The following is a 25133-nucleotide window of genomic DNA, read 5'->3' on the forward strand; positions in this document are numbered from 1 at the left end:
TCAGGTGAACGGGTGGGGAATCCCCTGACGGGTGGTCAGGGGAGGGGGAGCGGCTCGTAGTCGAAGCGGTCGAAGTGGACGGTGCCGGCGGCGGCGTACATGCCGATGGCCCGGCCGGTGAAGCCGCCGGCCGCCTCGGTGGAGAGGTAGCGCCCGTCGAGGGCGGCGAGCTCGGCGAAGGTGCCGTCGGGCTCCTCGACGCCGAGGACGACGTCGTCGGGGCCGGTGCGCGGGCCGCGTGGCTGCCGCGGGACGACGTCGACACCGAGCACCACGGCTCCGGCGGGCACCGGACGGGAGGCGACCTCGGTGCGGAGCGAGCCGATCCGGGCGAAGACCTTCACCTCGCCGTCGGCCGCCTCGATCTCGTAGTGGTGGTCCTCGTCCATGCGGACGGCGAGGCCGCCGCGGCCGTCGGCGGGGTCGATCAGGGTGCGGGTCCGGCAGCCGAGGTGCTGCTGGCGGCGGCCGACGAACACCACGTCGTTCTCGTCGAGGGAGGCGCCCGCGGCGTGCAGGGTGAGCCAGCCGGAACGTTCCTTCGTGGTGACCAGGTGCTCGGGACGGCTCCGTACCGAGATCCACTGGGGGTGCAGATCGCTCTGGTCGAAGTCGTCCCGGGCCGGAACGGCGGGAGCCGGGTGCAACGGCCAAGCCGGGAGCGGCAGTTCGGGGGCGACCCGGCCGACCACCGGCCAGCCGTCCACCCACTCGACCGGGGCGAGGAAGGTCTCCCGGCCGAGCACGTACCAGGCGGGGGTGCCGCCGCGCGGCCGGACGGCGAGCAGGACCATCCACCAGGAGCCGTCGGGCGCCTGGACGAGATCGGCGTGCCCGGTGTTCTGGATGGGGCTGTCGATGCCGCGATGGGTCAGCACCGGGTTGGACGGGCACGGCTCGAACGGGCCGGAGGGCGAGGTGCCGCGGGCGATGGAGACGGCGTGGCCGCGCTCGGTGCCGCCCTCGGCGATCATCAGGTACCAGTACTCGCCGATCCGGTACAGGTGCGGGGCCTCGGGGGCCATGGCGCCGGGCGCGCCGGACCAGATCCGCTGCGGCTCGCCGATGGTCTCGCCGGTGGCCGGGTCCAGGCGGACCTGGGAGACGCCGGCGACGGTGCACCAGCAGGTGCCGTCCTCGTCCCAGGCGAGGTCCGGGTCGATGCCGTGGACGCCGGGCAGCCGGATCGGGTCGGACCAGGGGCCTGCCGGGTCGGTGGCGGTGAAGAGCAGGTTGCCGTCACCGCTGACGTTGGTGACGATCAGCCAGAAGCGGCCGTCGTGGTGGCGCAGGGTGGGGGCGTAGATCCCGCCGGAGGACGGGGATTCGGGCGGCAGGCGGAGCTGGCTCGGCCGGTCCAGGGCGTTGCCGATCTGGGTCCAGTTGAAGAGGTCGCGGCTGTGGAAGACGGGGATGCCGGGGAAGTACTCGAAGCTGGAGCAGGCGAGGTAGTAGTCGTCGCCCACGCGGCAGACGCTGGGGTCGGGGTGGAAGCCGGGGATCACCGGGTTGGGGAGGGTGCCGGCGGGCTGGGGCTGGTCTGACATGTGGGGTTCCTGTCCTGTGAGGAGGTGGTGGGCGGTGGTGCCCCGGACCCTGGGCCCTGGAGAAGGTCGGGGCCGGGGCACCACCGGCTCAGCGGGTTCAGCCGATCGCGCAGGAGGCGCCGTTGAACCGGAAGCCGGAGGGGTTGGCGTCACTGCTGGACCAGGTGGCCGTGAAGCCCCACTGGACGCTGCCGCCCTGGGGGACGGAGGCGTTGTAGGACACGTTCCCGGCGTTGACGCTCCGGCGGCTCTGCGACACCGAGGCGTTCCAGCTGTTGGTGATGCTGTTGTCGCCGGGGAAGTCGAAGCCGAGGGACCAGCCGTTGACCTGGCCGAGGCTGTTGTTGACGACGGTGACGGAGCCGACCATGGCGCCCTGCCACTCGTTCTTGTTGTAGACGACCCGGCAGGGCGCGCTGGTCGGGTGCATCTGGACGACCGTGATGCCGTAGGCGGGCACGGTCTGGGTGGTCGGACTGCCGGTCTGGGCCGTGCCGATCCCGTGGGCGTTCTTGAGGTAGGAGTGGACGGTCGGGGTGGCGGAGGACGGGGTGAACCCGGTGTAGGACAGGCTCACCGTGGCGTCGTTGTTCGGGTCCTTGTTGATCAGCATGACGTCCACGTCGCCGTTGGCGCGGCGGACGGCGTGCGCGGTGAGCAGCGAGGACGAGCTGGCGGCCTTGACCAGGGTGTCGCCGGGCGCGCCCAGCCTGCTGATCATCTGGATGCCGTAGTAGGCGGGGAAGGGCGTGTTGGCGGCCGGCTCGCAGGGGGAGCCGCTGGAGACCATGCCGCCGTCGTTGTAGTCGGTGGCGCCCTCGACCGTGGTCACCTTCGTGCAGTCGGTGCCGTTGCGCAGGTCCCACCAGTCCACGTTGAACGCGCCGTTCTCCAGCCAGGTGAGGTAGTTGTCCGGGGCGAACAGTCCGTTGGGGGAGGTGTCGAGGTAGGCCTGGGCGTTCGCCTCGGTCACCGCGATGCCGACGTTGGGGGCGTTGGATCCGGCGTACTGGTTGATCAGCGAGCGCACGGCGCCGGTGATGCCGGCGTTCTGGGCCTGCGGCTTGGTGAGCAGGTCGGCCGGGCTGGTGCTGGTGGGGTAGGCGTGCACGATGGCGAAGTCGATCTTCGAGCCGGCGATCGACAGGACGGTGTGGTTCCAGTCCATGGTGTCGCCCGGACCGACCATGCCGTCCGGCCAGTAGCCGGGGGTGGTCAGCACGGCGCCGATCTTGACGCTCGGGTCGGCCGCCTTCATCGCCGAGACGTACTGGAGCACGTTGTTCGCGTAGGTCGTGGCGCTCTTGCTGCTGTGGGTGTCGTACTCCCAGTTGGCGCCGTACTCGCCGTTGCCGTAGGTCTCGTTGCCGATCTCCCAGTACTTGATGCCGTAGCCCTTGGTGACGTTGGCGTACTGGACCCAGGCGGCGGCCTCCTGGGGGGTGCCCGAGCCGTAGTTGGCGGTGATGATCGGCTGCGCTCCGGCGGCGCGCACGGTGCCCATGAAGGCGTCGAAGCCGGTGTTCGGGGCGACGTACGCGCCGCCCTCGGCGGTGCCGGTCTGCCAGTGGTAGACGTCGGAGTGGCTGCCGCCGGGGTAGCGGACGGTGTTGAAACCGGCCGTGCTGAGCAGGCCTGGGGTGGCGGCGGCGTTCATGGCGGCGTCGTAGACCGGGATGTTCACGCCGACGCCGGTGGCGGGAACGGTGGCGAGTTGCAGGGCGGCGTCGACGGACACCGACACGGTGCTCGCGGCGTGGGCGGGTGGCGCGACGGCGGCGATCGCGCCGGTGAGTGCGAGCGACAGGGCCGCCGCGACGGCTATGGCGCGTTCACGGCAGGACTGGACGGGTGATTTCACTTCGTCCCTCCAGGGGTGGGGGTGCGTGGGGTTCGGATGTGGGGATCGAACTCCCGCGTTCTGGACGGTAGGGCCCGGTGCGGCTGCATGGGTCGGGCCCGGACGCGAAGCGTGTTCCGTACGGATGCGGGCCGGCGCGGTGGGGCGCGGGCGGATATCTGAGGCATCGTCAACTCCTATCGACAGGAATACTGGTGAGGCGCAGGACGACGGCGGACGGTGCCGTCGGCAGGGTCAGGGCGAGTTCGGCGGTGTCCGGCTTCCAGGTGGCGCGGGCCTGACTGGACGCCGGGTAGAGCACCTCGACGCGGACCTCAGCGCCGGCCAGGTGGGGCAGGCCGAGGTCCCTGACGACCTCCTCGCCGGATCGCCGCCAGGCGGTGAGGTAGGTGGTGTCGAGGGTGTGCAGGGCCAGGGCGATCCACGGGTCCTCCCAGCCCGGGAGCCCGAGCGGCCAGGCGGGCAGCGCGTGCGGGAGGTCGGCGCGGATCGCCTTGTGGACGGTGACCGCCTCGTGGACCAAGTCACCTGCTTCCTGGGACAGTTCGGTGATCCGGCCGGAGAGGTGGATGCGGCCGAGGAGCGCGTTGGCCATGGTCAGGGCGACTTCGTCGGGGGTGTTCTCGGGCAGCGGGTACGCCCAGACGGCGCCCTGTTCGGGGGTGACGGCGGTGGGGGCCGCCGCCGCGATGGGCGGGTAGAGGAGGAGGTCCTGCTGGTCGCTGGTGGACTGCAGCTGGAGCCGGGAGAGCAGTGCGTGGTCCATCCGCATGCCGCCCGAGGCGCAGTTCTCGACCACGAGGTCCGGGTGCCGGTCCAGGATGCCGTCCAGCCAGGCGAGTTGGGCCCGGTTGTGGTCCAGCAGCCCCGCTGCCGGGGCCTCGCCGGGGTGGGCACTGGTGCCGGACCCAGGGTCGGTGTTGTGGTCGAGCTTGAGGTAGCCGACGCCCCACTCACCGACCAGGCGGTCCACCACCCGGTCCAGATGGGCGCGGGCGGCCGGATGGCGCAGGTCCAGGTGGTACCGGCCCCCGCCCTCCTCCACCCGCCGTCCGTCGCGGCGGAAGAACGCCTCCTCCGGCAGGGACCGGGCGACCGGACTGTTCACCCCGACCGCCTCCGGCTCCAGCCACAGGCCGGGCACCATGCCCCGCTCCCGGATGCGCTCCAGGACCTCGTGGATGCCCTTCGGCCCGGGGAAGCGGGAGGCCGACGGCTCCCAGGCACCGACGGAGCTCCACCAGTTGCCGCCGTCGTCGTACCAGCCGGCGTCGATGACGAAGTACTCCGCGCCGGCCTCGGCGGCGGCGTCGACCAGGGGCAGCAGCTTGGCCGTGGTGGGGTCGCCCATCAGGCAGTTCATGTAGTCGTTGAAGATCACCGGTAGCCGCCGGTGGTCGGGGTGCGGCCGGCGGGTGGCCCGGCGGTACGCGGTGAGGGCGGCGAACGCCGCGTCCGGTCCGCCGTCCGGGCTGAACGCCAGGGCCACGGGCACGGTCCGGAACCCGGCGCCCGGCTCCAGCGGGTGGCGCCAGCCGTGGTCGGCGTCGTTCGGGCCGTACAGCGCCGCGTACGCGGTGTCGTCGCGCACGCCGCACTCCCAGCGCCAGCCGCCGCCGTTGTGCTCGATCTGCCACACCCAGGTACGGCCGGACTCACGGTCGGTCAGGCCGCCCATCGGCAGGTGGCCGCAGCTGGACCACATGCCCTGGCCGGCCACGGCGCGGGTACTGCGGCCGGAGGTGGTGTGGAAGCGGCCACTGCGTTCGGGCGAGGACACGCGCAGCGGCTCGCGCTGCCAGCGGCACTCGGCGAACCACTCGTTCTCCGCCCACAGCAGGTCCGCGTGGTCCAGATCCACCGGGTGGCCCCCGGTGAGGCAGCCAGCCACGAGCGAGGAGACCGACTCCAGGTGCAGCGTGCGCGGTCCCTCGTTGCGCAGCAGCACCTCGCCGCGCAGCACCGGCAGCCCGTCCGGGGAGCGGTAGACCGCCTCGGCGGTCAGACCGCTCTCCGGGTCGTGGAGTTCGACGGTGAGTACGTGCCAGTCGCCGTCCCGGGTCGCCTGGTGCGTGCGGTGGCGTAACCGTCCGCCGAGGGCGCTGTTGACGAGGTGCCGGCCCGACCAGTAGCGGCCGAGATCCGCAGTCGTCACCTCCACCAGCGGCAGCGGTGCGGCCGGGCGCGGGGTGGTGGTCTTCTCGCCGGGTGCGCCGATGCGGACCAGGCGAGGGGTGCCGTGCTCGCCCAGGGCGATCTCCAGCTCCAGGGCGTCGTGCCCCCAGCGGATCGTCTCGTGCGGGTCGGTCATGGTGGCCTTCCTCGGTGGGACGGATCAACGGGCGTTCACGGCTCTGTTAGCGCTCACACGGTGCGCAGCACGGCGCAGCCGCCGGGCGGCAGCTGGTTCACCGGCCGGTCCGTGAGCAGGTCGTGGCCAGGCTGCGGCAGCGTGACGTCCTCGGTGCGGTGGTTGATCAGCAGGTGCCAGCCGCGGCCGTCCGCCGCGTGGCGGGTGACGGCCTCGACGCCGGTCGGCAGGCCCGGCAGCTCCGGGGCGACCCCGGCCTCCGTCAGGAGCCGGCCGACCAGGTCGGCGTAGCCGGCGTCGTCGAGGCGGGTGGAGAGGTACCAGCCGCGGCCGGATCCGAAGGCGTGCCGGGTGAGCGCCGGGCTGCCGGTCAGCATGCCGTGGGTGTAGGCGGCGGCCGCCTCGGCGCCCTCGGTGCGCAGGGACTCGCTCCAGGAGGTGGCCGTCGAGCCGTCGGAGAGCGCGACCTCCTCGTCCTGCCGCAGCGGGCGGTGCTCCTCGACCCGGATGCCCAGCGCCTCGCGCAGCGGTGCGGCCGGGTAGCCGCCGAGCCGGGCATGCATATGCTCGTCGACGACGCCGCTGAAGTGCTGGACGAGCAGGGTGCCGCCGTCGGCGACGTAGCGGCGCAGGTTCTCGGCGCCCGCGTCGGTGAGCAGGAAGAGGGCGGGGGCGAGGACGACCCGGTAGCGGCTCAGGTCGTGCTCGGGGTGGGCGAAGTCGACCGTCACTCCGGCGTCCCACAGCGCACGGTGAGCGCGACGCAGCGCGGGGTAGTAGCCGAGCTCGGCGGACGGGAGGCCGTCGACGTTCGAAGCCCACCAGGCGTCGGAGTCGTGCAGCACGGCGACTTCGGCCCGGACGGTGGAGCCGGTGAGCTCGCCGAGCCGGGCGACGGCCGCTCCGGCCGCCGTGACCTCGCGGAAGGTCCTGCTGTCCGGCCCGGCGTGCGGGACCATCGCTGAGTGCCACGTTTCGGCGCCGGCCCGGGACTGGCGCCACTGGAAGAACAGCGCGCCCTCCGAGCCGCGGGCGATGTGGACGAGCGAGTGGCGAAGGATGTCGCCCGGCTCCTTCGGGAGGACGCGGTCTCCGGCGTAGACGGTGTTGGTGCCCGATTCCATCAGCAGCCAGGGGGCGCCGCCGGCGAAGGAGCGGGCCCGGTCGGCGTCGAAGGCGGCGTGGGCGGGGGCGTCGATGCCGGGTGCGCTGGGGTAGTGGTTGACAGAGACCAGGTCGACCTCGCGGCCGAACGCCCACAGGTCGAGGTTCTGGTAGCCGGGCACCATGAGGTTGGTCGTCACCGGCCGGTCGCTGTGGGCGCGGATCGCGTCGCGCTGCTCGCGGTAGGCGGCGAGGGTCTCGTCGGACCAGAAGCGGCTGTAGTCCAGGAGGTGGCCGGGGTTGTGGTGCCACTGGCTGGTGCGGGGCGGGAGGACCTGCTCCCACGAGGTGTAGTGCTGGCTCCAGAAGGCCGTCCCCCAGGCCTCGTTGAGGGCGTCCAGGGAGCCGTGGCGGGCGCGCAGCCAGACGCGGAACGCGGCGGCGGTGTGGTCGCAGTGGCAGGGGGTGACGTACTCGTTGTGGACGTGCCAGAGGGCGAGTGCGGGGTGGTCGCCGTAGCGTTCGGCGAGGGCGGCGGCGATGCGGCGGGCGGCCTGGCGGTAGGCGGGGGAGGTGAGGCAGTAGGTGTCCCGGCTGCCGTGGGTCAGGCGGGTGCCGTCGGGGCGGACGGTCAGGGAGTCCGGGTGGGCCAGGGTGAACCACGGCGGTGGGGAGGCGGTGGGGGTGGCCAGGTCGACGGCGACGCCGGCCGCGTGGAGCCGGTCGAGGTGGGCGTCGAGCCAGTCGAAGTCGTAGCGGCCCTCTTCGGGCTCCATCAGGGCCCAGGAGAAGACGCCGACGGTGGCGAGGTTGACGCGCGCCCTGCGCATCAGTTCGTCGTCCTGCTTCCACACCTCGGCGTCCCACTGTTCGGGGTTGTAGTCCCCGCCGAAGGCGAGGCCGCCGAGGCGGTCGGTGAGCCGGCGGATGTCCATGGCGAGATGTCCTTCGGTAGGGGCCTCAACTGCGGTGCGGGGCCGGTGCGGTGCTTTCGCGGACGACGAGTTCCGGCGGCATCAGGAGGAGCTGGTCCTTCACTTCGTCGCCGGCGGTGGTCGCGGCGATCCTCGCCATGACCTGGTCGACGGCGACCTGTCCGAGGTCCTTCTTGGGGCTGGTGACGGAGGTGAGGCGGGGTGCGTGCTGCTCGGCCAGGGCGTCGGGGCAGATGGCGATGACGGATGCGTCCTCCGGCACGGTCCGTCCGCTGGCGCGCAGCAGGCTGAGCAGCGGGCCGATCGCGGCCTCGTTCTGGACGACGAACCCGGTGGTTTCCGGGCGGTCCGCGAGGATGCGGGCCAGGGTGCCGGCGGTGCTCTCGTAGGTGCCCTCGCAGGGCCGGTGGAGGAAGCGCAGGCCGCGCCGTTCGGCGCGGGAGCGGAAGCCGTTCAGGGTGCGCTCGGCGTAGCCGGAGTGGCGCCGGTAGACGCCGCTGCTGTAGCCGATGAAGGCGACGTCGCGGTGGCCGAGGTCGGCGAGGTGGTCGGCGCACAGGGCGCCGGCCGTGGCGAAGTCGTGGTCGACGCAGGAGAGTCCGGTGGGGTCGTCGGGCAGGCCGATGAGTGCGGCGGGGATGTCCTCGGCGCGCAGGACCGGGATGCGGTCGTCGTCGAGCCGGACGTCCATGAGGATGACGCCGTCGGCGAGTCCGGTGGCGGCGACCCGGCGGACGCCTTCGGGGCCTTCGTCGTTGGTGAGCAGTAGGACGTCGTAGCCGTGTTCGCGGGCCGCGACGGTCACGGCGATGGCGATCTCCATCATGGTGGGCACGTGCACCTCGGGGTTGAGCGGCACGACCAGGGCGATGATGTGGGAGCGCTTGCCGGCCAGGGCCCGGGCACCCGCGTTGGGGTGGTAGCCGAGGTCCGTGATGGCCCGTTCGATGCGGGCCCTGGTCTCGTCGGAGATCGGGCGCTTGCCGCTGAGGGCGTAGCTGACCGTGCTCGACGAGACGCCGGCCTGCCTGGCTACGTCGGCGAGTGTCACCATCGCTCTGTCCTTCGTGTCGGTTCCGTTGAGGGCGTGTTCCCGGCCCGGTCCCGGTCCGGCGGGGCGCGCCGGACCGGAGCGGACGGCTCAGCCCTTGATCGCTCCGGTGAGGACACCGGTACGCAGGTGCTTCTGCACGAACGGGTACACGATCACCAGTGGTACCAGGGTGAGGACCACGACCGCCATCTGCAGGGAGAGCGGGGCGGTCTGCACGCTGGTGTTCCCGAAGCCCGAGTTGACCGAACCGGGCAGGCCGTTCGCCCGGTTGACGTAGGTGAGCAACACGTACTGGAGAGGCCATTTCTGACTGTCCGTCGGCATGTAGAGCATGACGTTGAAGAAGGAGTTCCAGTACCCGACGGCGTAGAACAGCGCGGTGACGGCGGTGACGGCGCGCGAGGTGGGCAGGACGACCGACCACAGGATGCGCCAGTCCCCGGCGCCGTCCATCCGGGCCGCGTCGATCAGTTCGGAGGAGGTCTCCTGGTAGAAGGCGCGCAGCACCAGGATGTTGAAGACGGAGACCGCGCTCGGCAGGATCAGCGCCCACCACTGGCCGTAGCCGCCGAGGCCGGTGACGACCAGGAAGCTCGGGATCAGGCCGCCGCTGATGAACATCGTGATGATCAGCAGCAGCAGGACGAAGCGGTGCCCGAGGGAGCGCGGCCGGGAGAGGCCGTAGGCGCACAGGATGGAGACGGCCATGGACAGCGCGGTGCCGACCACGGTGATGCCCAGGCTCACCCCCAGCGCGGTGATGATCGTCGGGTCGCCGAGCATCTGGCGGTACGTCTCGGTGGTCAGGCCGTCCGGCCAGATCACCAGGCCGCCGGCCCGGTTGATGGCGCCGGGGGTGGAGAAGCTGGTCAGGACGATGATCCAGAGCGGGACCAGGATGACGGCGAGCGTCCCGCCGAGCGTGAGGCCCTTGGCGGCCTGGCCGACGGCGGTGGGCGGCTCGTCCCAGGGCGGGCGGGCGGAGTTGGCCCGGCGGCGGGCGGCTGCTGTCGCGGTGCGGCGCTTCTCGCCCCGCGAACCCATGGTGAGTGCGTTCGTCATTTGCGGTACAGCCCGTCCTCGCCGAAGGCGTGCGCCAGCTTGTTGGCGCCCCAGATGAGCAGCAGCGAGACCACGCTCTTGAAGAGCCCGGCCGCCGCGCCGTAGCTGTAGCCGCCGGTGGCGATGCCGTAGTAGAAGGAGAAGGTGTCCAGGACGTCCGCGGCCTCGTGGCCGACGGCGTCGCGCTGGACCAGGAACTGCTCGAACCCGACGGACAGGGCGTTGCCGAGCCGCAGGACCAGCATCAGCACGATCACTCCGCGCAGGCCCGGCAGCGTGATATGCCACATCCGCCGCAACCGTCCCGCGCCGTCGGCGGCCGCGGCCTCGTACAGCTCGCTGTTGATCGCGCTCAGCGCCGCGAGGAAGACGATGATCCCCCAGCCCGCTTCCTTCCAGATCGCCTGGGAGGTGACCAGCAGCGCGAAGGTGTGTGGGTTGGTCATGATGTCCCAGGTGCCGATGTCGTGCTGGCGCAGGAACTGGTTGAGCACGCCGGCGCCGCCCAGCATCTGCTGGAAGATCGTGACCGCCAGCACCCACGAGAAGAAGTGCGGCAGGTAGACCACGGACTGGAAGAAGTTGCGGATCCGCTCGCTGATCACCGAGTTGAGCAGCAGGGCCAGGGCGATCGGGACCGGGAAGAACAGGATCAGCTGGACGAAGCTGAGGTACAGCGTGTTCTTCATCGAGGCCCAGAACGCCGGGTCGCCGAACAGCTGCTGGAACTGGTCGAAGCCGACCCATTCGCTGTGCCAGACCCCGACCAGCGGGTCGTACTCCTGGAAGGCGGTGACGATGCCGAAGAGCGGGACGTAGTTGAACACCAGGAGCAGGACGACCGCGGGCACCGTCATCAGCAGGAGGGACTTGTCGCGCCGCAGCCTGGTCCGCCAGTTGAGCCGCGCGGGGCCGGCCGGCTGCTTCGGGGCCGCGGTGCTCACTGGCCGGTGCCGTACTTGTTGAGGACGTTGTCGGTCATCCACTGCTTGAGCCGCTCGCCGGGGCCGGAGCGCCAGCTGGCGATGGCGTCCTGCACCTCGGAGACCTTCTTCTTGCCGTGGTAGCAGTCCTTGATGGTGTCGTTGACGTTCTGCGCGGCCGATGCCTGGGCGATGGCCTGGGGCATGCTGAGGTTCATGCCCCAGAAGGGCGGCTTGGTGAGGTACTTGACGTTGGCGGCCGACCAGCCCGCGTAGTCCTTGGTGATCTGTTCGCCGCCCGGGTTGCTGGTCACGGAGGGGGCGGCGGCCAGGAACTGGTAGCTCGTCACCTGGACGTCCTTCTTCCCCTCCTCCGTGAAGGTCGGCATGCCGTTCACCCGGGTGTGGTGGACGCCCTCGACGCCGAAGTTGACCAGGGTGTACTCGGCCGTGCCGTAGGGGGCGGCGAGGTAGTTCGCGACGGCGAGCAGTTCCTGGATCTGCTCCGGCTTCAGACTGGCGTTGAGGTAGCTGATCATGCTGGCGGCGGCGCCCATGTAGATCACCGGCGTGCCCTTGCCGTCGGCGGTGATGGCGTTGAAGGCGCCGCGCCGGTAGTTCGGGTCCGCGGCGGTGCCGGACTGGTGGTCGGCCAGGTTCCAGGCGCCCAGTCCGCCGCCTCCGACGAGCGTCTTGCCGCTGTAGAAGCGGGTGGCCCCGTTGGCGACGTCGCCGGCGAGCGCGTCGGGGTGCATGGAGCCCGAGGCGGCCAGGCGGTTGTGCCAGTCGAGGGCCTCCAGGAACTCCTGGGTCTCGAACGGGTGGGCCAGCTTGCCGTTGTCGACCCTCCAGTTCATGGGGACGTTCCAGGTGAACTGGTTGTAGGTCCACACGTCGTCGAAGGCCCACACGCCCCGTTTGGCGTCGGTCAGTTCCTTGCCGAGGTTCATCAGGTCGTCGGCGGACTTGATTTGGTCGGCCGTGATGCCCCGGGCCTCGAGGATGTCCCGGCGGTAGAAGGTGGCGCCGGGGATGCCGAAGCTGGTGGAGAAGCAGGGGATCCCGTAGAGCTTGTCGCCCCAGACGCCGTGCTGCCAGGCGCCGGTGGGCAGGGCGGCCAGGTTGGGGTACTTCTTGATGTTGTCGCCGGACAGGTAGGGGGTGAGGTCCGCGAGCTGAGTGCCGACCAGCCCACCGGTGTTGAAGTTGGCGTTCAGCCAGGCCGGCAGGTTGATCCAGTCCGGCAGCTTCTTGGCGGCGGTCATCGTCGGGATGATGGTGTTGTAGTTGATCCCGTCCGTCGGCTTGACGGTCAGGTCGATCCCGAGTGCCTTGTTCATCGCCTGGTAGAAGGAGTTGCCGACCGGCGGGGCCGTGCCCCACAGCGGGGTGACCGCCGTGTAGCTGCCGCCCTTGCCCGGAACGCCGGAGACGCTGGCGGGCGGGGAGGCCGGGTAGGAGAGGTAGGCCGGGTCGGTCGCGGCGTCGCCCGAGCCCTGCACGGGGGCTATGTCCGGCTTGACCGCGTTGGCGTTGGGTACGTAGGTCGGCAGAGCGGCCTTGAGGCCCTCCTTGGTGTTCGCCCCGGCCTTCTTGTCCGAGCCGCCGCCGCAGGCGGACAGCAGGGGCGCCATCGCGGCGGCTCCCGCGACCGTGGCGGCGGTAGTGAGGAAGCTCCTGCGGTTCAACCCGGATCTCATGGTGGCGTAGCCCTCTCCGTCGAAGCGCTTGGATGTTTCGGTGAGACTAACGACGCGTTACCGGTTGGGCAATAGGCTGAACAAATACAAAATCGTTTGTGCCATGGGGAGTTGACAGGCCCGTGGGAGCATGCCAGCGTCGAAACGCTTCGATCATCCGGTCGCCGAGCCGAGCCCGCCCGAAGGGTGTTCCACGTGAGTTCCGTGCCCGTGTCCGCTGCCGGCCTGCCCGGCTTCCGCAATCCCGCGCTCGCCCTGCAGGAGCGTGTCGACGACCTGCTCCAGCGGCTCACACCCGACGAGCGGCTCGCGATGCTGCACCAGTACGCGCCGGCGGTGCCGCGCCTCGGGGTCGGCCCCTTCCGCACCGGCAGCGAGGGCCTGCACGGCGTCTCGTGGCTGGGCGTGGCGACGGTGTTCCCCCAGGCCGTCGGCCTGGGCGCCAGCTGGGACGAGGAGCTGGTGCGCCGGGTGGCCAAGGCGGTCTCCACCGAGCTGCGGGCCTTCCACCACCACCGCCCGCCGGCCGTCGGCGGCCCCGAGCGCGGGGCGAACTCCCTGCAGGCCTGGGCCCCGGTGCTCAACCTGCTGCGCGACCCGCGCTGGGGGCGCAACGAGGAGGGCTACTCCGAGGACCCGGTGCAGACCGCGCGCATCGGCGAGGCGTTCTGCCGGGGTCTGACCGGCGATCACCCGGACTACCTGCGGACCGCCCCGGTGCTCAAGCACTTCCTCGCCTACAACAACGAGGACGACCGTTGCACCACCTCCTCCGGGGTGCGCCCGCGCGTCCTCCAGGAGTACGACCTCGCCGCCTTCCGGCCCGTCGTCGCCTCCGGCGCCGCGACCGGTGCCATGGCCGCCTACAACCTGGTCAACGGCCGCCCGTGCCACGTCAGTCCGCTGATCGAGACGGAGCTGCGCCGCTGGGCCCGGCCGACCGGCCACGAGCTGTTCGTGGTGAGCGACGCCGAGGCGCCGTCCAACCTGGTCGACCCGGAGCACTACTTCGACGACCACGCCGAGTCCCACGCGGCCGCGCTCAGGGCCGGCATCGACAGCTACACCGACCACGGCGAGGACACGGAGACCGTGGTCGGCCGGCTGCGCGAGGCCCTGGAACGCGGCCTGATCGACCAGGACGACGTGGACCGCGCCGTCCGCCGCCAGCTCGAAGTGCGCTTCCGCCTCGGCGAGTTCGACCCCGAGCTGGACCCATACGCCGCCATCGGCCCGGAGGTGATCGACTGCGCCGAGCACCGCGAGCTGGCCCGGCAGGCCGCGACCGAGTCCGTCGTCCTGCTCAAGAACGACGGCATCCTGCCGCTCGACCCCGCCCGCACGCCCCGGATCGCCGTCATCGGCCCGCTCGCCGACGCACTCTTCGAGGACTGGTACAGCGGCACCATGCCGTACCGGGTCGGCGTCGCCACCGGCCTCGGCGCGGCCCTCGCCCCGCACGGCGGCGAGATCGTCCGGGTGGAGGGCAGCGACCGGATCGCCCTGCGCTCGCGCACCACCGGTGACCTGCTCGGCAAGACCTCCTTCGACGTGACCGACTGGGGCGGTGGCGCCTCCACGCTGCGCGCCGTCCACACCGGCCGCTACCTGACCCTGCAGGACGACGAGGGCCTGGCCGCCGACCAGGACGTCATCAAGGCCTGGTTCGTCAAGGAGACCTTCCGGTTCGAACCGGCCGGCGAGGACACCGTGCTGCTGCGCAACGTCTTCACCGGCCGCTACGCCGCCGTGGACCCGACCGACGGCCGGGTGACGGTCACCGCCGAGACCCCGGAGGCCGCCGAGCGCTGGCAGCGCGAGCTGCTGCGCGACGGCCGCGCCGAGGCGCGCGAAGCCGCCGCGACGGCGGACGCCGCCGTCGTCGTCCTCGGCAACCACCCGTTGGTCAACGGCCGCGAGACGGAGGACCGCGCCGACATCCGCCTGCCCGAGGGCCAGGAGGAGCTGCTGCGCGCCGTCGCCGAAGCCCGCCCGGAGACGGCACTGGTGCTGATGAGCAGCTACCCGTTCGCCGCCGACTGGGCCGCAGAGCACCTGCCCGCCGTGGTGTGGACATCCCACGGCGGGCAGGAAACAGGCCACGCGCTGGCCGCCGTCCTGCTCGGCGAGGCCGAGCCCGCCGGCCGTCTGCCGCAGACCTGGTACCGCGGCGACGACCCGCTGCCCGCCCCGCTCGACTACGACATCATCAAGGCCGGCTGGACCTACCAGTACCACCAGGGTGCCACCCTCTACCCCTTCGGCCACGGGCTGTCCTACACCGACATCGCCTACCGCGACCCGCGCCTGTCGCAGCCGTCGATCGGCCCGGACGGCGAGGTCGACCTCACCGTCACCGTGGAGAACCGCGGCCGGCGCGCCGGCAGCGACGTCGTCCAGGTCTACGTCCGCGCCCTGGACGCCCGCTACGCGGCGCCCCGGCTGCGCCTGGCCGACTTCCGCAAGGTCCGCCTGGAGCCGGGGGAGACCCGCGAGCTGACGTTCCGGCTCCCGGCCGAGCGGTTCGCCCACTGGGACGTCGCCACGGGCGCCTTCGCCGTCGACCCCGGCGACTACGAGGTCATCGTGGCGCGGTCGGCCGAGGACGAGGTGCTCGTCACGCCGCTCACCGTGACCGGGGCGGCGCCCGCTGCCCGCGCCGTCGTCGGACGGACCGTCCGGGCCGTCGACTTCGACGACCACACGGACGTCACCATCGTCGATGCCACCCGCGCCGACGGCGACGCCGTCACGCCCGCCGACCCCGGACAGCCCGCGGCGCTCCTGTTCCGCACCTCCGACGTGACGGGGGCCGTCCGGGTCGAGGTCGAGACCGCCCGCGCGGACGACGCGAACGGCACTGCCCGGCTGGAGGTCCGGGCCGACGGCCGGGTGCTGGCCGAGATCGACGTGCCCGTGACCGGCGACCGCTACGCCTGGACGAGCACCACCGCCGAACTCGCCACCCCGCTCGACGGCGTGCAGGACGTGAGCCTGATCCTGCACGGCGACTTCCGGCTCACCGCCTTCCGCTTCGCCGCGGCCGGCTGACGCCTCCCGCCCCACAGACCGGCGGCCCGTCCTGGGGGAAGACGGGCCGCCACCCGTTCCAGCCCGGCTCACGGCCCGGGCATCCCGCTCGCCACACGGGCGCCGACCCGCAGTCACCAGCCACCCGGAGGCGGCCCGCATGTCACTGCTCACACCCCACCACCTGACCTCGAACTCGCAGCACCCGGAGGAATCCCCCATGCCCGTCACCGACTTCGGTGCCGACGAACTCGCCGGCTACCGGCCCGAGTCGACCGCCCCGCAGGACTTCGACGAGTTCTGGCAGCGCACCCTCGCCGAGGCCCGCTCGCACGGCGGGGCCGTCAAGGCCGAACGCGTCACCGCGCAGTACGGACTGCGCACCGTGGAGGTCGACGACGTGCGCTTCCCCGGCTGGAACGGCGAGCCGGTGGCCGCCTGGCTGCTGCGCCCGCGCGGCGTGGACGGGCCGCTGCCGGTCGTCGTCACCTACATGGGCTACTCCGGCGGCCGCGGGCTGCCCACCGAGCACCTGTTCTGGTCCGCCGCCGACTACGCCCAGCTCGTCGTCGACAGCCGGGGCCAGGGCCACGACACCCCGGACCGGGGCATGGGCGACGGCACCCAGTGGGTCGGCGGCTTCATGACCAAGGGCATCGACTCCCCCGAGAACCACTACTACCGGCGGCTGATGACCGACTGCGTGCGCGCGGTCGACGCCGTCGCGCAGCTGCCCGGTCTCGATACCGACCGGATCGTCGTGGCCGGCGGCAGCCAGGGCGGCGGCCTGTCCCTCGCCGTCGCCGGGCTCACCGGGGACCGCGTGGCCGCCGTGATGCCGGACGTACCGTTCCTGTGCCACTACCGCGAGGGCGCGCAGACCTCCCTGGACGGTCCGTACCAGGAGCTCGTCAGCTACCTGCGCTGGCACAGCCGGGAGCGCGTGCAGCCGACCTTCGCCACCCTCGCCTACTTCGACGGCGTCAACTTCGCCCAGCGGGCCACCGCTCCGGCCCTGTTCAGCGTCGGCCTGATGGACCCGATCTGCCCGCCCCGGACGGTCTACGCCGCCTTCAACCACTACGCGGGCGAGGACCGCACCATGACGGTGTGGCCGTTCGCCGACCACGCCGGCGGCTGCGGCTCCAACCCGCCCGTCCAGCTGGCCTGGCTGCGCGAGCACGGGCTGGCGCCGCAGCTGTGAGCGCCGCGCCCTCCGGCGCCGGGACACCCGTGACCTCCCCGGCCTTCCCGGACCTGCCCGCCGGATTCCGCTTCGGCGCCGCCACCGCCGCCTACCAGATCGAAGGCGCCCACGACGAGGACGGCCGCGGCCCCTCCATCTGGGACACCTTCAGCCACACCCCGGGCCGCACCCTCGGCGGCGCCACCGGCGACACCGCCTGCGACCACTACCACCGCTACCCCGAGGACGTCGCCCTGCTGCGGGAGCTCGGCGTCGACGGCTACCGCTTCTCGATCTCCTGGCCGCGCCTCCTGCCCGGCGGCACCGGCCCGGCCAACGCGAAGGGCCTGGACTTCTACGACCGCCTGATCGACGAACTGCTCGCCGCCGGGATCGCGCCCGCCGCCACCCTGTACCACTGGGACCTGCCCCAGGCCCTGGAGGACCGCGGCGGCTGGCGGGCGCGGGAGACCGCCGAGGCGTTCGCCGAGTACGCGGCCCTCGCCGCCGAACGGTACGGCGACCGGGTCGAGCGCTGGATCACTCTCAACGAGCCATTCTGCTCCGCCTTCGTCGGCTACGCCGAGGGCCGGCACGCCCCCGGCGCCCGGGAGGGCCGCGGGGCATTGGGGGCCGCCCACCACCTCCTCGTCGGCCACGGGCTCGCCGTCCGGGCGCTCCGCGCGGCGGGAGCCCGGGAGGTCGGGATCGCGCTCAACCTCGACCGCCTCCACCCCGCCTCCGGCCGGTCCGAGGACCTCGCCGCACTGCGCCGCGCCGAGGTCCTGCACAACGAGGTCTGGACCGAGCCGCTGTTCGCCGGGTGCTACCCCGCGCACGAGGCCGAGACCTGGGGAGGACTCGCGGACGGTCCGTGGCGCCGGCCCGGCGACCTCGAACTGATCGGCGTGCCACTGGACTTCGTCGGCATCAACTTCTACCGCCCGGTCACCGTCGCGGCCGCCCCGCACCGCGAGTCCGACCCCGAACTGCGCACCGCCACGGACATCGGCGTCACCGAACCGAACCCGTACGGCACCCGGCTCACCACCATGGGCTGGCCCGTCGTCCCGTCCGCGTTCACCGAACTGCTCACCGGGCTCCACGCCCGCTACCCGCGGCTCCCGCCGCTCTGGATCACCGAGAACGGCTCCGCGGAGGCCGACGGCATCACCCCCGACGGCCGCGTCCACGACCCGGAGCGGACCGACTACCTGGCCGGCCACCTCGCCGCCGTCGCCGACGCCATCGCGGCCGGGGTCGACGTGCGCGGCTACTACGTCTGGTCGCTGCTGGACAACTTCGAGTGGGCCCGCGGCTACGAGCAACGCTTCGGCCTGGTCCGCGTCGACTACGACACCCTCACCCGCACGCCCAAGGACAGCTACCACTGGTACCGGGGCCTGATCACCGCGCACCGCGCGCGGACGGAGGAAACCGCCCGATGAAGTTCACCGACGGCTACTGGCTGATGCGCCCGGGCGTCACCGCGCGCTACGCCGCCGAGGTCGCCGACGTCCGGACCGGCGAGGACCGGATGACCCTCTACGCGCCCGTCAAACACGTGCGCGGCCGCGGTGACACGCTCAACAGCCCGCTGCTGACCGTCGAGTGCTGGTCCCCGGCCGAGGGCGTGATCGGCGTGCGCACCACCCACCACGCCGGCTCGGTGCGGCGCGGGCCGGAGTTCGCACTGCCCGGCGCCGAACAGGGCAGCGGGAAGGTGCGCCGGGACGGCGACGTCGTGGAGCTCTGCGCCGGCGAACTGACACTGCGGGTGGACACCTCCAAGCCGTGGCAGCTGGAGTTCACCGCCGGCGGGCGGGTCCTGACCTCGGTGGGCGAGCGCGGCACCGGCTTCGTCACCGACGCAGACGGCCGCCACCACATGCTCGGACAACTCGCCCTGGGCGTCGGCGAGCTGGTCTACGGCCTGGGGGAGCGGTTCACCCCGTTCGTCCGCAACGGCCAGGTGGTGGACATCTGGCAGGCGGACGGCGGCACCAGCAGCGAACAGGCCTACAAGAACGTCCCCTTCCACCTCACCAACCGGGGCTACGGGGTGTTCGTCAACCACCCCGGCAGGGTCGGCTACGAGGTCGGCTCCGAGTCCGTCGGGCAGGTCCAGTTCAGCGTCGAGGACCAGTCGCTGGAGTACTTCGTCATCCACGGCCCGACCCCCAAGCTGATCCTGGAGCGCTACACCGCGCTCACCGGCCGCCCCGCGCTGCCCCCGGCCTGGGCGCTGGGCCTGTGGCTGACCACCTCCTTCACCACCGAGTACGACGAGGCCACCGTCAACCGCTTCGTCGGCGGCATGGCCGAGCGCGGCATCCCGCTGAGCGTCTTCCACTTCGACTGCTTCTGGATGCGCGGGTACCAGTGGAGCGACTTCCGCTGGGACCCGGACACCTTCCCGGACCCGGCGGGCATGCTCGCCAGGCTCAAGGAGCAGGGGCTGCACATCTGCCTGTGGATCAACCCGTACATCGCGCAGAAGTCGGAGCTGTTCGCCGAAGGCATGCGCGAGGGCCACCTCGTGCGGCGCCCGGACGGCAGCGTCTGGCAGTGGGACCTGTGGCAGCCGGGCATGGCCCTGGTGGACTTCACCAACCCCGCCGCCCGCGACTGGTACACCGGCAAGCTGCGCGCCCTGCTGGACGTCGGGGTGGACTGCTTCAAGACGGACTTCGGCGAGCGCATCCCCACCGACGTGCTCTGGCACGACGGTTCCGACCCGGAGCTGATGCACAACTACTACACCCACCTGTACAACCAGGCGGTGTTCGAGCTGCTCCGGGAGGAGCGCGGGGAGGGCGAGGCGCTGCTGTTCGCCCGTTCCGCCACCGCCGGCGGCCAGCAGTACCCGGTGCACTGGGGCGGCGACTGCGAGTCGCACTTCAACGCGATGGCGGAGTCGCTGCGCGGGGGCCTCTCCCTCGGCCTGTCCGGCTTCGGCTTCTGGAGCCACGACATCGGCGGCTTCGAGGGCACCCCGACCCCGGCGGTCTTCAAGCGCTGGACCCAGTTCGGCCTGCTCTCCTCGCACAGCCGGCTGCACGGCAGCAAGTCCTACCGGGTGCCGTGGGACTTCGGCGACGAGGCGGTCGAGGTCACCCGCGAGTTCACCCTGCTCAAGCACCGGCTCGCGCCCTACCTCCAGCGCGCGGCGCAGCAGGCCCACGCCACCGGCCTGCCGGTGATGCGGGCGATGGTGCTGGAGTTCCCGGACGACCCGGCCGCCGCCACGCTCGACCGGCAGTACCTGCTCGGCGACGACCTCCTCGTCGCCCCGGTCTTCACCGAGGACGGCACGGTCGAGTACTACGTGCCCGAGGGGACCTGGACCAACGTCCTGACCGGCGATCGGGTCACCGGCCCGCGCTGGGTGCGCGAGCAGCACGGCTTCCACACCCTGCCGCTGCTCGCCCGACCGGACTCCGTCATCCCGCTCGCGGCGGACGACCAGCGCCCGGTGTCTGCCTGGGCGGAAGGCGTCGAACTGCGGGTCCACGCCTTCGCGGACGGCGCCGAGCGCACCGTCGTGATCCCGCGCGGCGACGGCCCCGGCGAGACCGCCCGCTTCCACCTGCGCCGCACCGGCGACCGCCTCAAGGTGACCACCGACAGCCCGCACCCGTGGCAGCTGAGGATCGGCGGCCCGGACGGCGCCCTGCACATCGGCCCGGCAGGCACCCGGGAAGCCGACCTGCCCTACCCGGCCTGACAACGGCCCCAGGACGCGGGTCCCCGCACGCCACCGAACGGGCGAGCGGGGACTCCGCTCCTCCCCGGACCCGGCCACCCCGGACCCGGCCACCCCGGACCCGGGCCACCCCGACCCGGGCCACCCCGGTCCCACCCGACACCCGGAAGCACGCATGGAGAGCCGCACCAAACGCCGCCTGACGCCCGAGTCGCTCGACGCCTTGCTGCGCGACTCGTCCGGCACCGGGTGTCGACTGGAGCACGAGCTGACCGACGGCTGGTTCAACACGCCGACTGGCACGCGGCTTTCACCGCCATCGTCGAGGACCACCTCGCCTTCTGCCGCCGGATGCTCGCCGACACCGACACCGACACCGTCGCCGGGCTCCGGTCGCTGGGACAGCGACGACAGCCACGAGCACCGGCACCTGGACATCCGCCCGCATCCACCCGCCACGTGAACAGAGGAGCCACCCTTGTCCTACAGCATCCGCGCGGGCGCCCTGGAACGGCACACCGCCGCAGAGATCCTCCGTATCGAGCCCTGGGGACCGGACGCCGTCCGGGTGCGGGCCTCGTCCGGGACCGTCGACCCCACCGCCCCCGGCGCGCTGGAGGACCCGCGGCCCGCCCCGCAAGCCGAGATGTCCGTGTCGGACGACGGCAGTGCCCGCCTGGTCAACGGCGGCATTGCCGTCGAGGCCTCGGCGGACGGCCGGCTGAGGTTCGTCGACGCCGCCTCGGGCCGCGAACTCCTCGCCGAGCGAAGCCCGTACGCGCACCATGCCGGCTCCCGCGTCCACGCGGCGGGCGGCCGGACGGAACAGTCCTTCGAGGCGTACGACGGTGAGCGGCTGCACGGGTTGGGGCAGCATCCGCACGGGCGACTGGACCAGAAGGGCTGCGTGATCGACCTCATCCAGACCAACACCGTCGCCGCCGTCCCGTTCCTGCACTCCTCGCGCGGCTACGGACTGCTGTGGAACAACCCCGCCACCGGCCGGGTCGAGCTGGGCGCCGACACCACCCGGTGGACCGCCGACGCCGGCGGGCGCATCGACTACTGGATCACCGCCGGTGACACCCCGGCCCGGATCCTGAACGCCTACACCCTGGCCACCGGCCGTCCGCCCCTGCTGCCCGAATGGGCGTCGGGCTTCTGGCAGTCGAAGCTGCGCTACCGCACCCAGGAGGAACTCCTCGCCGTGGCCCGGGAGTACAAGGAACGCGGACTTCCGCTGTCCGTCATCGTCTGCGACTTCTTCCACTGGCCGAGGATGGGCGACTGGTGCTTCGAAGAGAGCGAGTGGCCCGACCCCGCCGCCATGGTCGAGGAGCTGTCGGACCTCGGAGCGAGGCTCGCCGTCTCGGTGTGGCCCACCGTCGAGCCCGGAAGCGACGCGTACGACGGGCTCCGCTCAGCCGGGCACCTCGTACGGGACACGGGCGGCGGCCTGCTGACCTTCCCGTGGCCGTCCCGGCACAGCGGGCAGGCTCTGATCCGCCCGATGGCGTACTACGACGCCACCCACCCCGGAGCCCGCGCCGCCCTGTGGCAGCGGCTGAACGACAACTACCGCTCACTGGGAGTGGCGTGCTTCTGGCTCGACGCCTGCGAACCCGACGTGCCCCCGGGCCTGGCCGAGCGCGCCGTCTACGCGGCAGGGCCGGCCGCCGTGGCCGCGAACCTCTACCCGCTGGAGCACGCCCGCGCGGTGGCCGACGGCCTGCGCGCGGCGGGCGAGGACCGCCCGCTGTCGCTGGTCCGCTCCGCCTGGGCGGGCAGCCAGAAGCACGGCGCCCTGCTGTGGTCCGGCGACATCCCCACGACATTCGACTCCCTCGGGCGCCAGATCAGGGCGGGGCTGAACGTCGCGATGAGCGGCATCCCCTGGTGGAACACCGACATCGGTGGCTTCTTCGGCGGCGACCCGGACGACCCGGCCTACCGCGAGCTGATGGTCCGGTGGTTCCAGTACGGCACCTTCAGCCCCGTCATGCGGCTGCACGGCGACCGCGCGCCCAACTACCCCGCCTTCGGGACGGACATGACCGGCGGGCCGAACGAGGTCTGGTCGTACGGGGAGGAGGCGTACGGCATCCTCCGCGACCACCTGTTGCTGCGCGAGCGCCTGCGCCCGTACCTGCACGGCCTGTCCGAGGACGCCCACCGCACCGGCGCCCCGCCCATGCGTCCGCTGTTCTTCGACTTCCCCGAGGACGAGCGCGCCTGGGAGGTGGACGACCAGTTCCTGCTCGGCCCCGACCTGCTGGTGGCACCCGTGTACGAGGCGGGCGTCCGGGCCCGCCGGGTGTACCTGCCGTCCGGCACCCGTTGGTGCGACCCGGCCACCGGCGGTGTGCTGGAGGGCGGAACGACGCTCGACGCCGAGGCCCCGCTGGAGCGCATCCCGGTCTTCGTACGAGAAGGCGCCGACGTCGCGGCCCGGCTGACATCCTCTGCGGCCTGAGGAAGGAGAGAACGGTCGTGCAATCCCTCCGCGCGGCGCGGTACGCCTTCGTCGACCTCGTCATCGCCTCCCGGAGGCCGGCGGCTGCGTCCGGGCCTCAAGCACCAACGCCTGGCCGGGCTGGTTGGCCAGGGCCGGGGCGGCCAGGCCGACCTGGGTCAGGAACCGGCCGGTCAGGGTGAGCGCGGACGCCCGTCGTGCCCAGGCGGGCCAGGTGTGCTCTGGGCAGGAGAGCTCGGGCCGCACCCGCAGGGCGTAATGGACCTCGGGGTCCAGGCCCGCGAGGCGTACGGGCGCGCCGTTCTCGGCGACGGAGGTGTCGAGTTGGACGTACACGAAGACGGCGCGGGTCCGGTCCCGCGAGACGACGCCGTGGACCCAGGCGGCCGGGTCGGGGTGGTCGGTGCGGACGACGTCGCCGCCGTGGAGCAGCGGCCGTAGCTGCTTGTAGGCACCGACCCATGAGGTCAGTGCGGTCAGCTCGTCCTGCGACCAGTTCGAGATGTCGGATTCGATGCCCGCGTGACCGAACAGGGCGGTGGCGCAGCGGAAGGCGAGCGTGGTGTCGCGGCGGCTGATGTGGGCGGGGGCGGAGCCGATGTGGGAGCCGATCAGCTCGGGGGGCAGGAGCAGGCCGGTCCAGCGCTGGATGGCCTGGCGTTCGATCGGGTCGATGTTGTCCGATCCCCAGATCCGGTCGGTGCGTTCGAGGATGCCGAGGTCGGCGCGGGCTCCGCCGGAGGAGCAGGACTCGATCTCCAGCCCGGGGTGGCGGCCGCGCAGTTCGTCCAGGAGCCGGTAGACCGCCGTGGTCTGCGCGTGCACACCGGGTCGGCCGTCGTGGACGGCGTCGGCGAGGTCGCGGTTGTGGTCCCACTTGAGGTAGTCGATGCCCACGTCTCGGACGAGGGCGCTGATCCGCTCCAGTAGGTAGGCGTGGGCGTTGTGGTGCGCGACGTCCAGGACGTGCTGGCTGCGCTGCTCGAACGGGAGGCGTTCGGGGTCGGCGAGGAACCAGTCGGGGTGGGCGCGGGCCAGGTCGGAGTCGCGGTTGACCATCTCGGGTTCGACCCAGAGGCCGAACTGCATGCCGAGGCCGTGGACGTGGTCGGCGAGCGGGCGGAGCCCGTCGGGCCACACCTTCTCGTCGACGTACCAGTCGCCGAGGCCGGCCCGGTCGTGGCGGCGGTGCCGGAACCAGCCGTCGTCCACGACGAACCGTTCCACGCCGACCGTTGCCGCGGTGTTCGCAAGGGCGCGTACCTGCTCGGGATCGTGGTCGAAGTAGACCGCCTCCCAGATGTTCATGGTGACCGGCCGGGCGGAGTTCGGGTGCCGGGGTCGGCTCCGGAGCATGTCGTGGAATCCGCGGCTGATCCCGTCCAGGCCCGTGCCGGAGGTCGCGAAGTACACCCACGGGGTTCGGTACGACTCGTGCTCCGCCAACCGGATCTCACCTGCGTCCAGCAGTTCGCCGCCGCCGAGGACCGTCGTCCCGTCGGCCAGCCGCTCCGCGTACTGGACGTGGTTGCCGCTCCAGGCGGGATGCACGCCCCAGACCTCGCCGTGGCGGAAGCCGAAGCCTTCGGTGCCGGCGAGCAGCAACCCGGCGTCGAAGCCGGTGCGGCCGCGACGGCTCTCCCTCGACCACACACCCTGCCGCAGCGGAGCGCGCTGCGGGGAGCGCTCACGGGCCCAGCGGCCCGCGAAGTCCAGCAGTTCCGCGGTGTGGGCGGGCACCGGCAGTACACACGTGAGGACGTCCAGGGTGTAGGTGTCCGTGGCCGTGTTGGTCAGGGTGTGGCGCAGCCGCACCACGCCCTGCTCCGTCATCTGCAGTTCGGTGTCCAGCGCGAGCCTCGCACCGGGGTCCAGGGCCCGCGCACGGAGGGTGCCGCCCCGGCCGTCCTGGGCGCGTACGGCGGCCGGTTCGGCGAGCTCGAAGCGCAGAGGGCGCACCCGGCCGTCGCGGTGCCCGGACAGGGTCGGACGTCCGAACCAGCCCCAGCCCTGCCCCTGGGAGGGCATCAGACTCCCGGCCTGGTGGCGCGAGGTCCGGGCCATGGCGTCGAGCACCTGCGCGGCGTCGCCGGCACGGAAGCCGGGATCGACGCCCCAGTGCAGCACCCGGGGCATCGCGGGTCCGGTGGTGTCGAGCACGAGGGCCGCGTCACCGGCCGACAGCACGACGAGGTTCGCCTCAGTCATCTAGTCCTCGCTCAGGGGAGTCCTGGTCCAGTG

15 protein-coding genes are annotated in these 25133 nt (G+C 72.2%); 6 read left to right on the forward strand and 9 right to left on the reverse strand.

Annotated features, from left to right (window positions below; genetic code table 11):
- Positions 1 to 35: 35 nt before the first annotated feature.
- From ACFVU9_RS09445 to ACFVU9_RS09480, 8 genes are all read right to left on the reverse strand, one after another.
- A complete protein-coding gene (locus ACFVU9_RS09445) occupies positions 36 to 1547 on the reverse strand; it encodes a glycoside hydrolase family 43 protein (protein ID WP_387591612.1) in 1512 nt (503 codons plus the stop codon).
- Positions 1548 to 1644: 97 nt separating this feature from the next.
- On the reverse strand, positions 1645 to 3408 hold the full coding sequence (locus tag ACFVU9_RS09450) for a cellulose binding domain-containing protein (protein WP_387591615.1): 1764 nt from the start codon (positions 3406 to 3408) through the stop codon (positions 1645 to 1647).
- A gap of 169 nt (positions 3409 to 3577) precedes the next feature.
- On the reverse strand, positions 3578 to 5719 hold the full coding sequence (locus ACFVU9_RS09455; protein WP_387591618.1) for an alpha-galactosidase: 2142 nt from the start codon (positions 5717 to 5719) through the stop codon (positions 3578 to 3580).
- A 53-nt stretch (positions 5720 to 5772) separates the two neighbouring features.
- A complete protein-coding gene (locus tag ACFVU9_RS09460) occupies positions 5773 to 7758 on the reverse strand; it encodes a beta-galactosidase (protein ID WP_387591621.1) in 1986 nt (661 codons plus the stop codon).
- Between the two features lie 25 nt (positions 7759 to 7783).
- Complete coding sequence (locus ACFVU9_RS09465; protein WP_387591624.1) at positions 7784 to 8812, reverse strand: LacI family DNA-binding transcriptional regulator; 1029 nt, start codon at positions 8810 to 8812, stop codon at positions 7784 to 7786.
- 87 nt (positions 8813 to 8899) lie between these two features.
- The gene (locus tag ACFVU9_RS09470) at positions 8900 to 9874 is read right to left on the reverse strand and encodes a carbohydrate ABC transporter permease (protein WP_387591627.1); all 975 of its coding nucleotides are present in this window, start codon (positions 9872 to 9874) and stop codon (positions 8900 to 8902) included.
- Positions 9871 to 10818 carry an ABC transporter permease gene (locus ACFVU9_RS09475; protein ID WP_387591630.1) on the reverse strand — a complete coding sequence of 316 codons (948 nt, stop codon included), beginning with the start codon at positions 10816 to 10818 and terminating at the stop codon, positions 9871 to 9873. The genes ACFVU9_RS09470 and ACFVU9_RS09475 overlap by 4 nt, the downstream gene beginning before the upstream one ends.
- The gene (locus ACFVU9_RS09480; protein ID WP_387591633.1) at positions 10815 to 12485 is read right to left on the reverse strand and encodes an ABC transporter substrate-binding protein; all 1671 of its coding nucleotides are present in this window, start codon (positions 12483 to 12485) and stop codon (positions 10815 to 10817) included. Before ACFVU9_RS09480 ends, ACFVU9_RS09475 begins: the two co-directional genes overlap by 4 nt.
- A 207-nt stretch (positions 12486 to 12692) precedes the next feature.
- Here ACFVU9_RS09480 and ACFVU9_RS09485 point away from each other — a divergent pair, with 207 nt between their 5' ends.
- From ACFVU9_RS09485 to ACFVU9_RS09510, 6 genes are all read left to right on the forward strand, one after another.
- Complete coding sequence (locus tag ACFVU9_RS09485; RefSeq protein ID WP_387591636.1) at positions 12693 to 15548, forward strand: glycoside hydrolase family 3 C-terminal domain-containing protein; 2856 nt, start codon at positions 12693 to 12695, stop codon at positions 15546 to 15548.
- A gap of 139 nt (positions 15549 to 15687) precedes the next feature.
- Complete coding sequence (locus ACFVU9_RS09490) at positions 15688 to 16731, forward strand: acetylxylan esterase (RefSeq protein ID WP_387591639.1); 1044 nt, start codon at positions 15688 to 15690, stop codon at positions 16729 to 16731.
- A 29-nt stretch (positions 16732 to 16760) separates the two neighbouring features.
- Positions 16761 to 18161 carry a GH1 family beta-glucosidase gene (locus tag ACFVU9_RS09495; protein ID WP_387591642.1) on the forward strand — a complete coding sequence of 467 codons (1401 nt, stop codon included), beginning with the start codon at positions 16761 to 16763 and terminating at the stop codon, positions 18159 to 18161.
- The gene (yicI, locus tag ACFVU9_RS09500; protein WP_387591645.1) at positions 18158 to 20440 is read left to right on the forward strand and encodes an alpha-xylosidase; all 2283 of its coding nucleotides are present in this window, start codon (positions 18158 to 18160) and stop codon (positions 20438 to 20440) included. Before ACFVU9_RS09495 ends, yicI begins: the two co-directional genes overlap by 4 nt.
- Before the next feature lie 154 nt (positions 20441 to 20594).
- Positions 20595 to 20882 (forward strand): hypothetical protein, encoded by a 288-nt coding sequence (locus ACFVU9_RS09505; protein WP_387591648.1) that lies wholly within the window; start codon positions 20595 to 20597, stop codon positions 20880 to 20882.
- A gap of 15 nt (positions 20883 to 20897) precedes the next feature.
- Entirely contained in the window at positions 20898 to 22892 is a 1995-nt protein-coding gene (locus ACFVU9_RS09510; protein ID WP_387591650.1) for a TIM-barrel domain-containing protein, read from the forward strand.
- A 60-nt stretch (positions 22893 to 22952) separates the two neighbouring features.
- On the opposite strand, the gene ACFVU9_RS09515 is transcribed toward ACFVU9_RS09510, so the two are convergent.
- A complete protein-coding gene (locus ACFVU9_RS09515) occupies positions 22953 to 25100 on the reverse strand; it encodes an alpha-galactosidase (protein ID WP_387591653.1) in 2148 nt (715 codons plus the stop codon).
- Positions 25101 to 25133: the final 33 nt, after the last annotated feature.

This window comes from Kitasatospora sp. NPDC057936, from assembly GCF_042887525.1.
Classification (GTDB): domain Bacteria; phylum Actinomycetota; class Actinomycetes; order Streptomycetales; family Streptomycetaceae; genus Kitasatospora.

Excerpts from the sequence above, each read along its gene's own strand:
- ACFVU9_RS09445 (WP_387591612.1), bottom strand. The coding sequence starts at position 1,547 with ATGTCAGACCAGCCCCAGCCCGCCGGCACCCTCCCCAACCCGGTGATC.
- ACFVU9_RS09455 (WP_387591618.1), bottom strand. The coding sequence starts at position 5,719 with ATGACCGACCCGCACGAGACGATCCGCTGGGGGCACGACGCCCTGGAG.
- ACFVU9_RS09460 (WP_387591621.1), bottom strand. The coding sequence starts at position 7,758 with ATGGACATCCGCCGGCTCACCGACCGCCTCGGCGGCCTCGCCTTCGGC.
- ACFVU9_RS09465 (WP_387591624.1), bottom strand. The coding sequence starts at position 8,812 with ATGGTGACACTCGCCGACGTAGCCAGGCAGGCCGGCGTCTCGTCGAGC.
- ACFVU9_RS09470 (WP_387591627.1), bottom strand. The coding sequence starts at position 9,874 with ATGACGAACGCACTCACCATGGGTTCGCGGGGCGAGAAGCGCCGCACC.
- ACFVU9_RS09490 (WP_387591639.1), top strand. The coding sequence starts at position 15,688 with ATGTCACTGCTCACACCCCACCACCTGACCTCGAACTCGCAGCACCCG.
- yicI (WP_387591645.1), top strand. The coding sequence starts at position 18,158 with ATGAAGTTCACCGACGGCTACTGGCTGATGCGCCCGGGCGTCACCGCG.
- ACFVU9_RS09505 (WP_387591648.1), top strand. The coding sequence starts at position 20,595 with ATGGAGAGCCGCACCAAACGCCGCCTGACGCCCGAGTCGCTCGACGCC.
- ACFVU9_RS09515 (WP_387591653.1), bottom strand. The coding sequence starts at position 25,100 with ATGACTGAGGCGAACCTCGTCGTGCTGTCGGCCGGTGACGCGGCCCTC.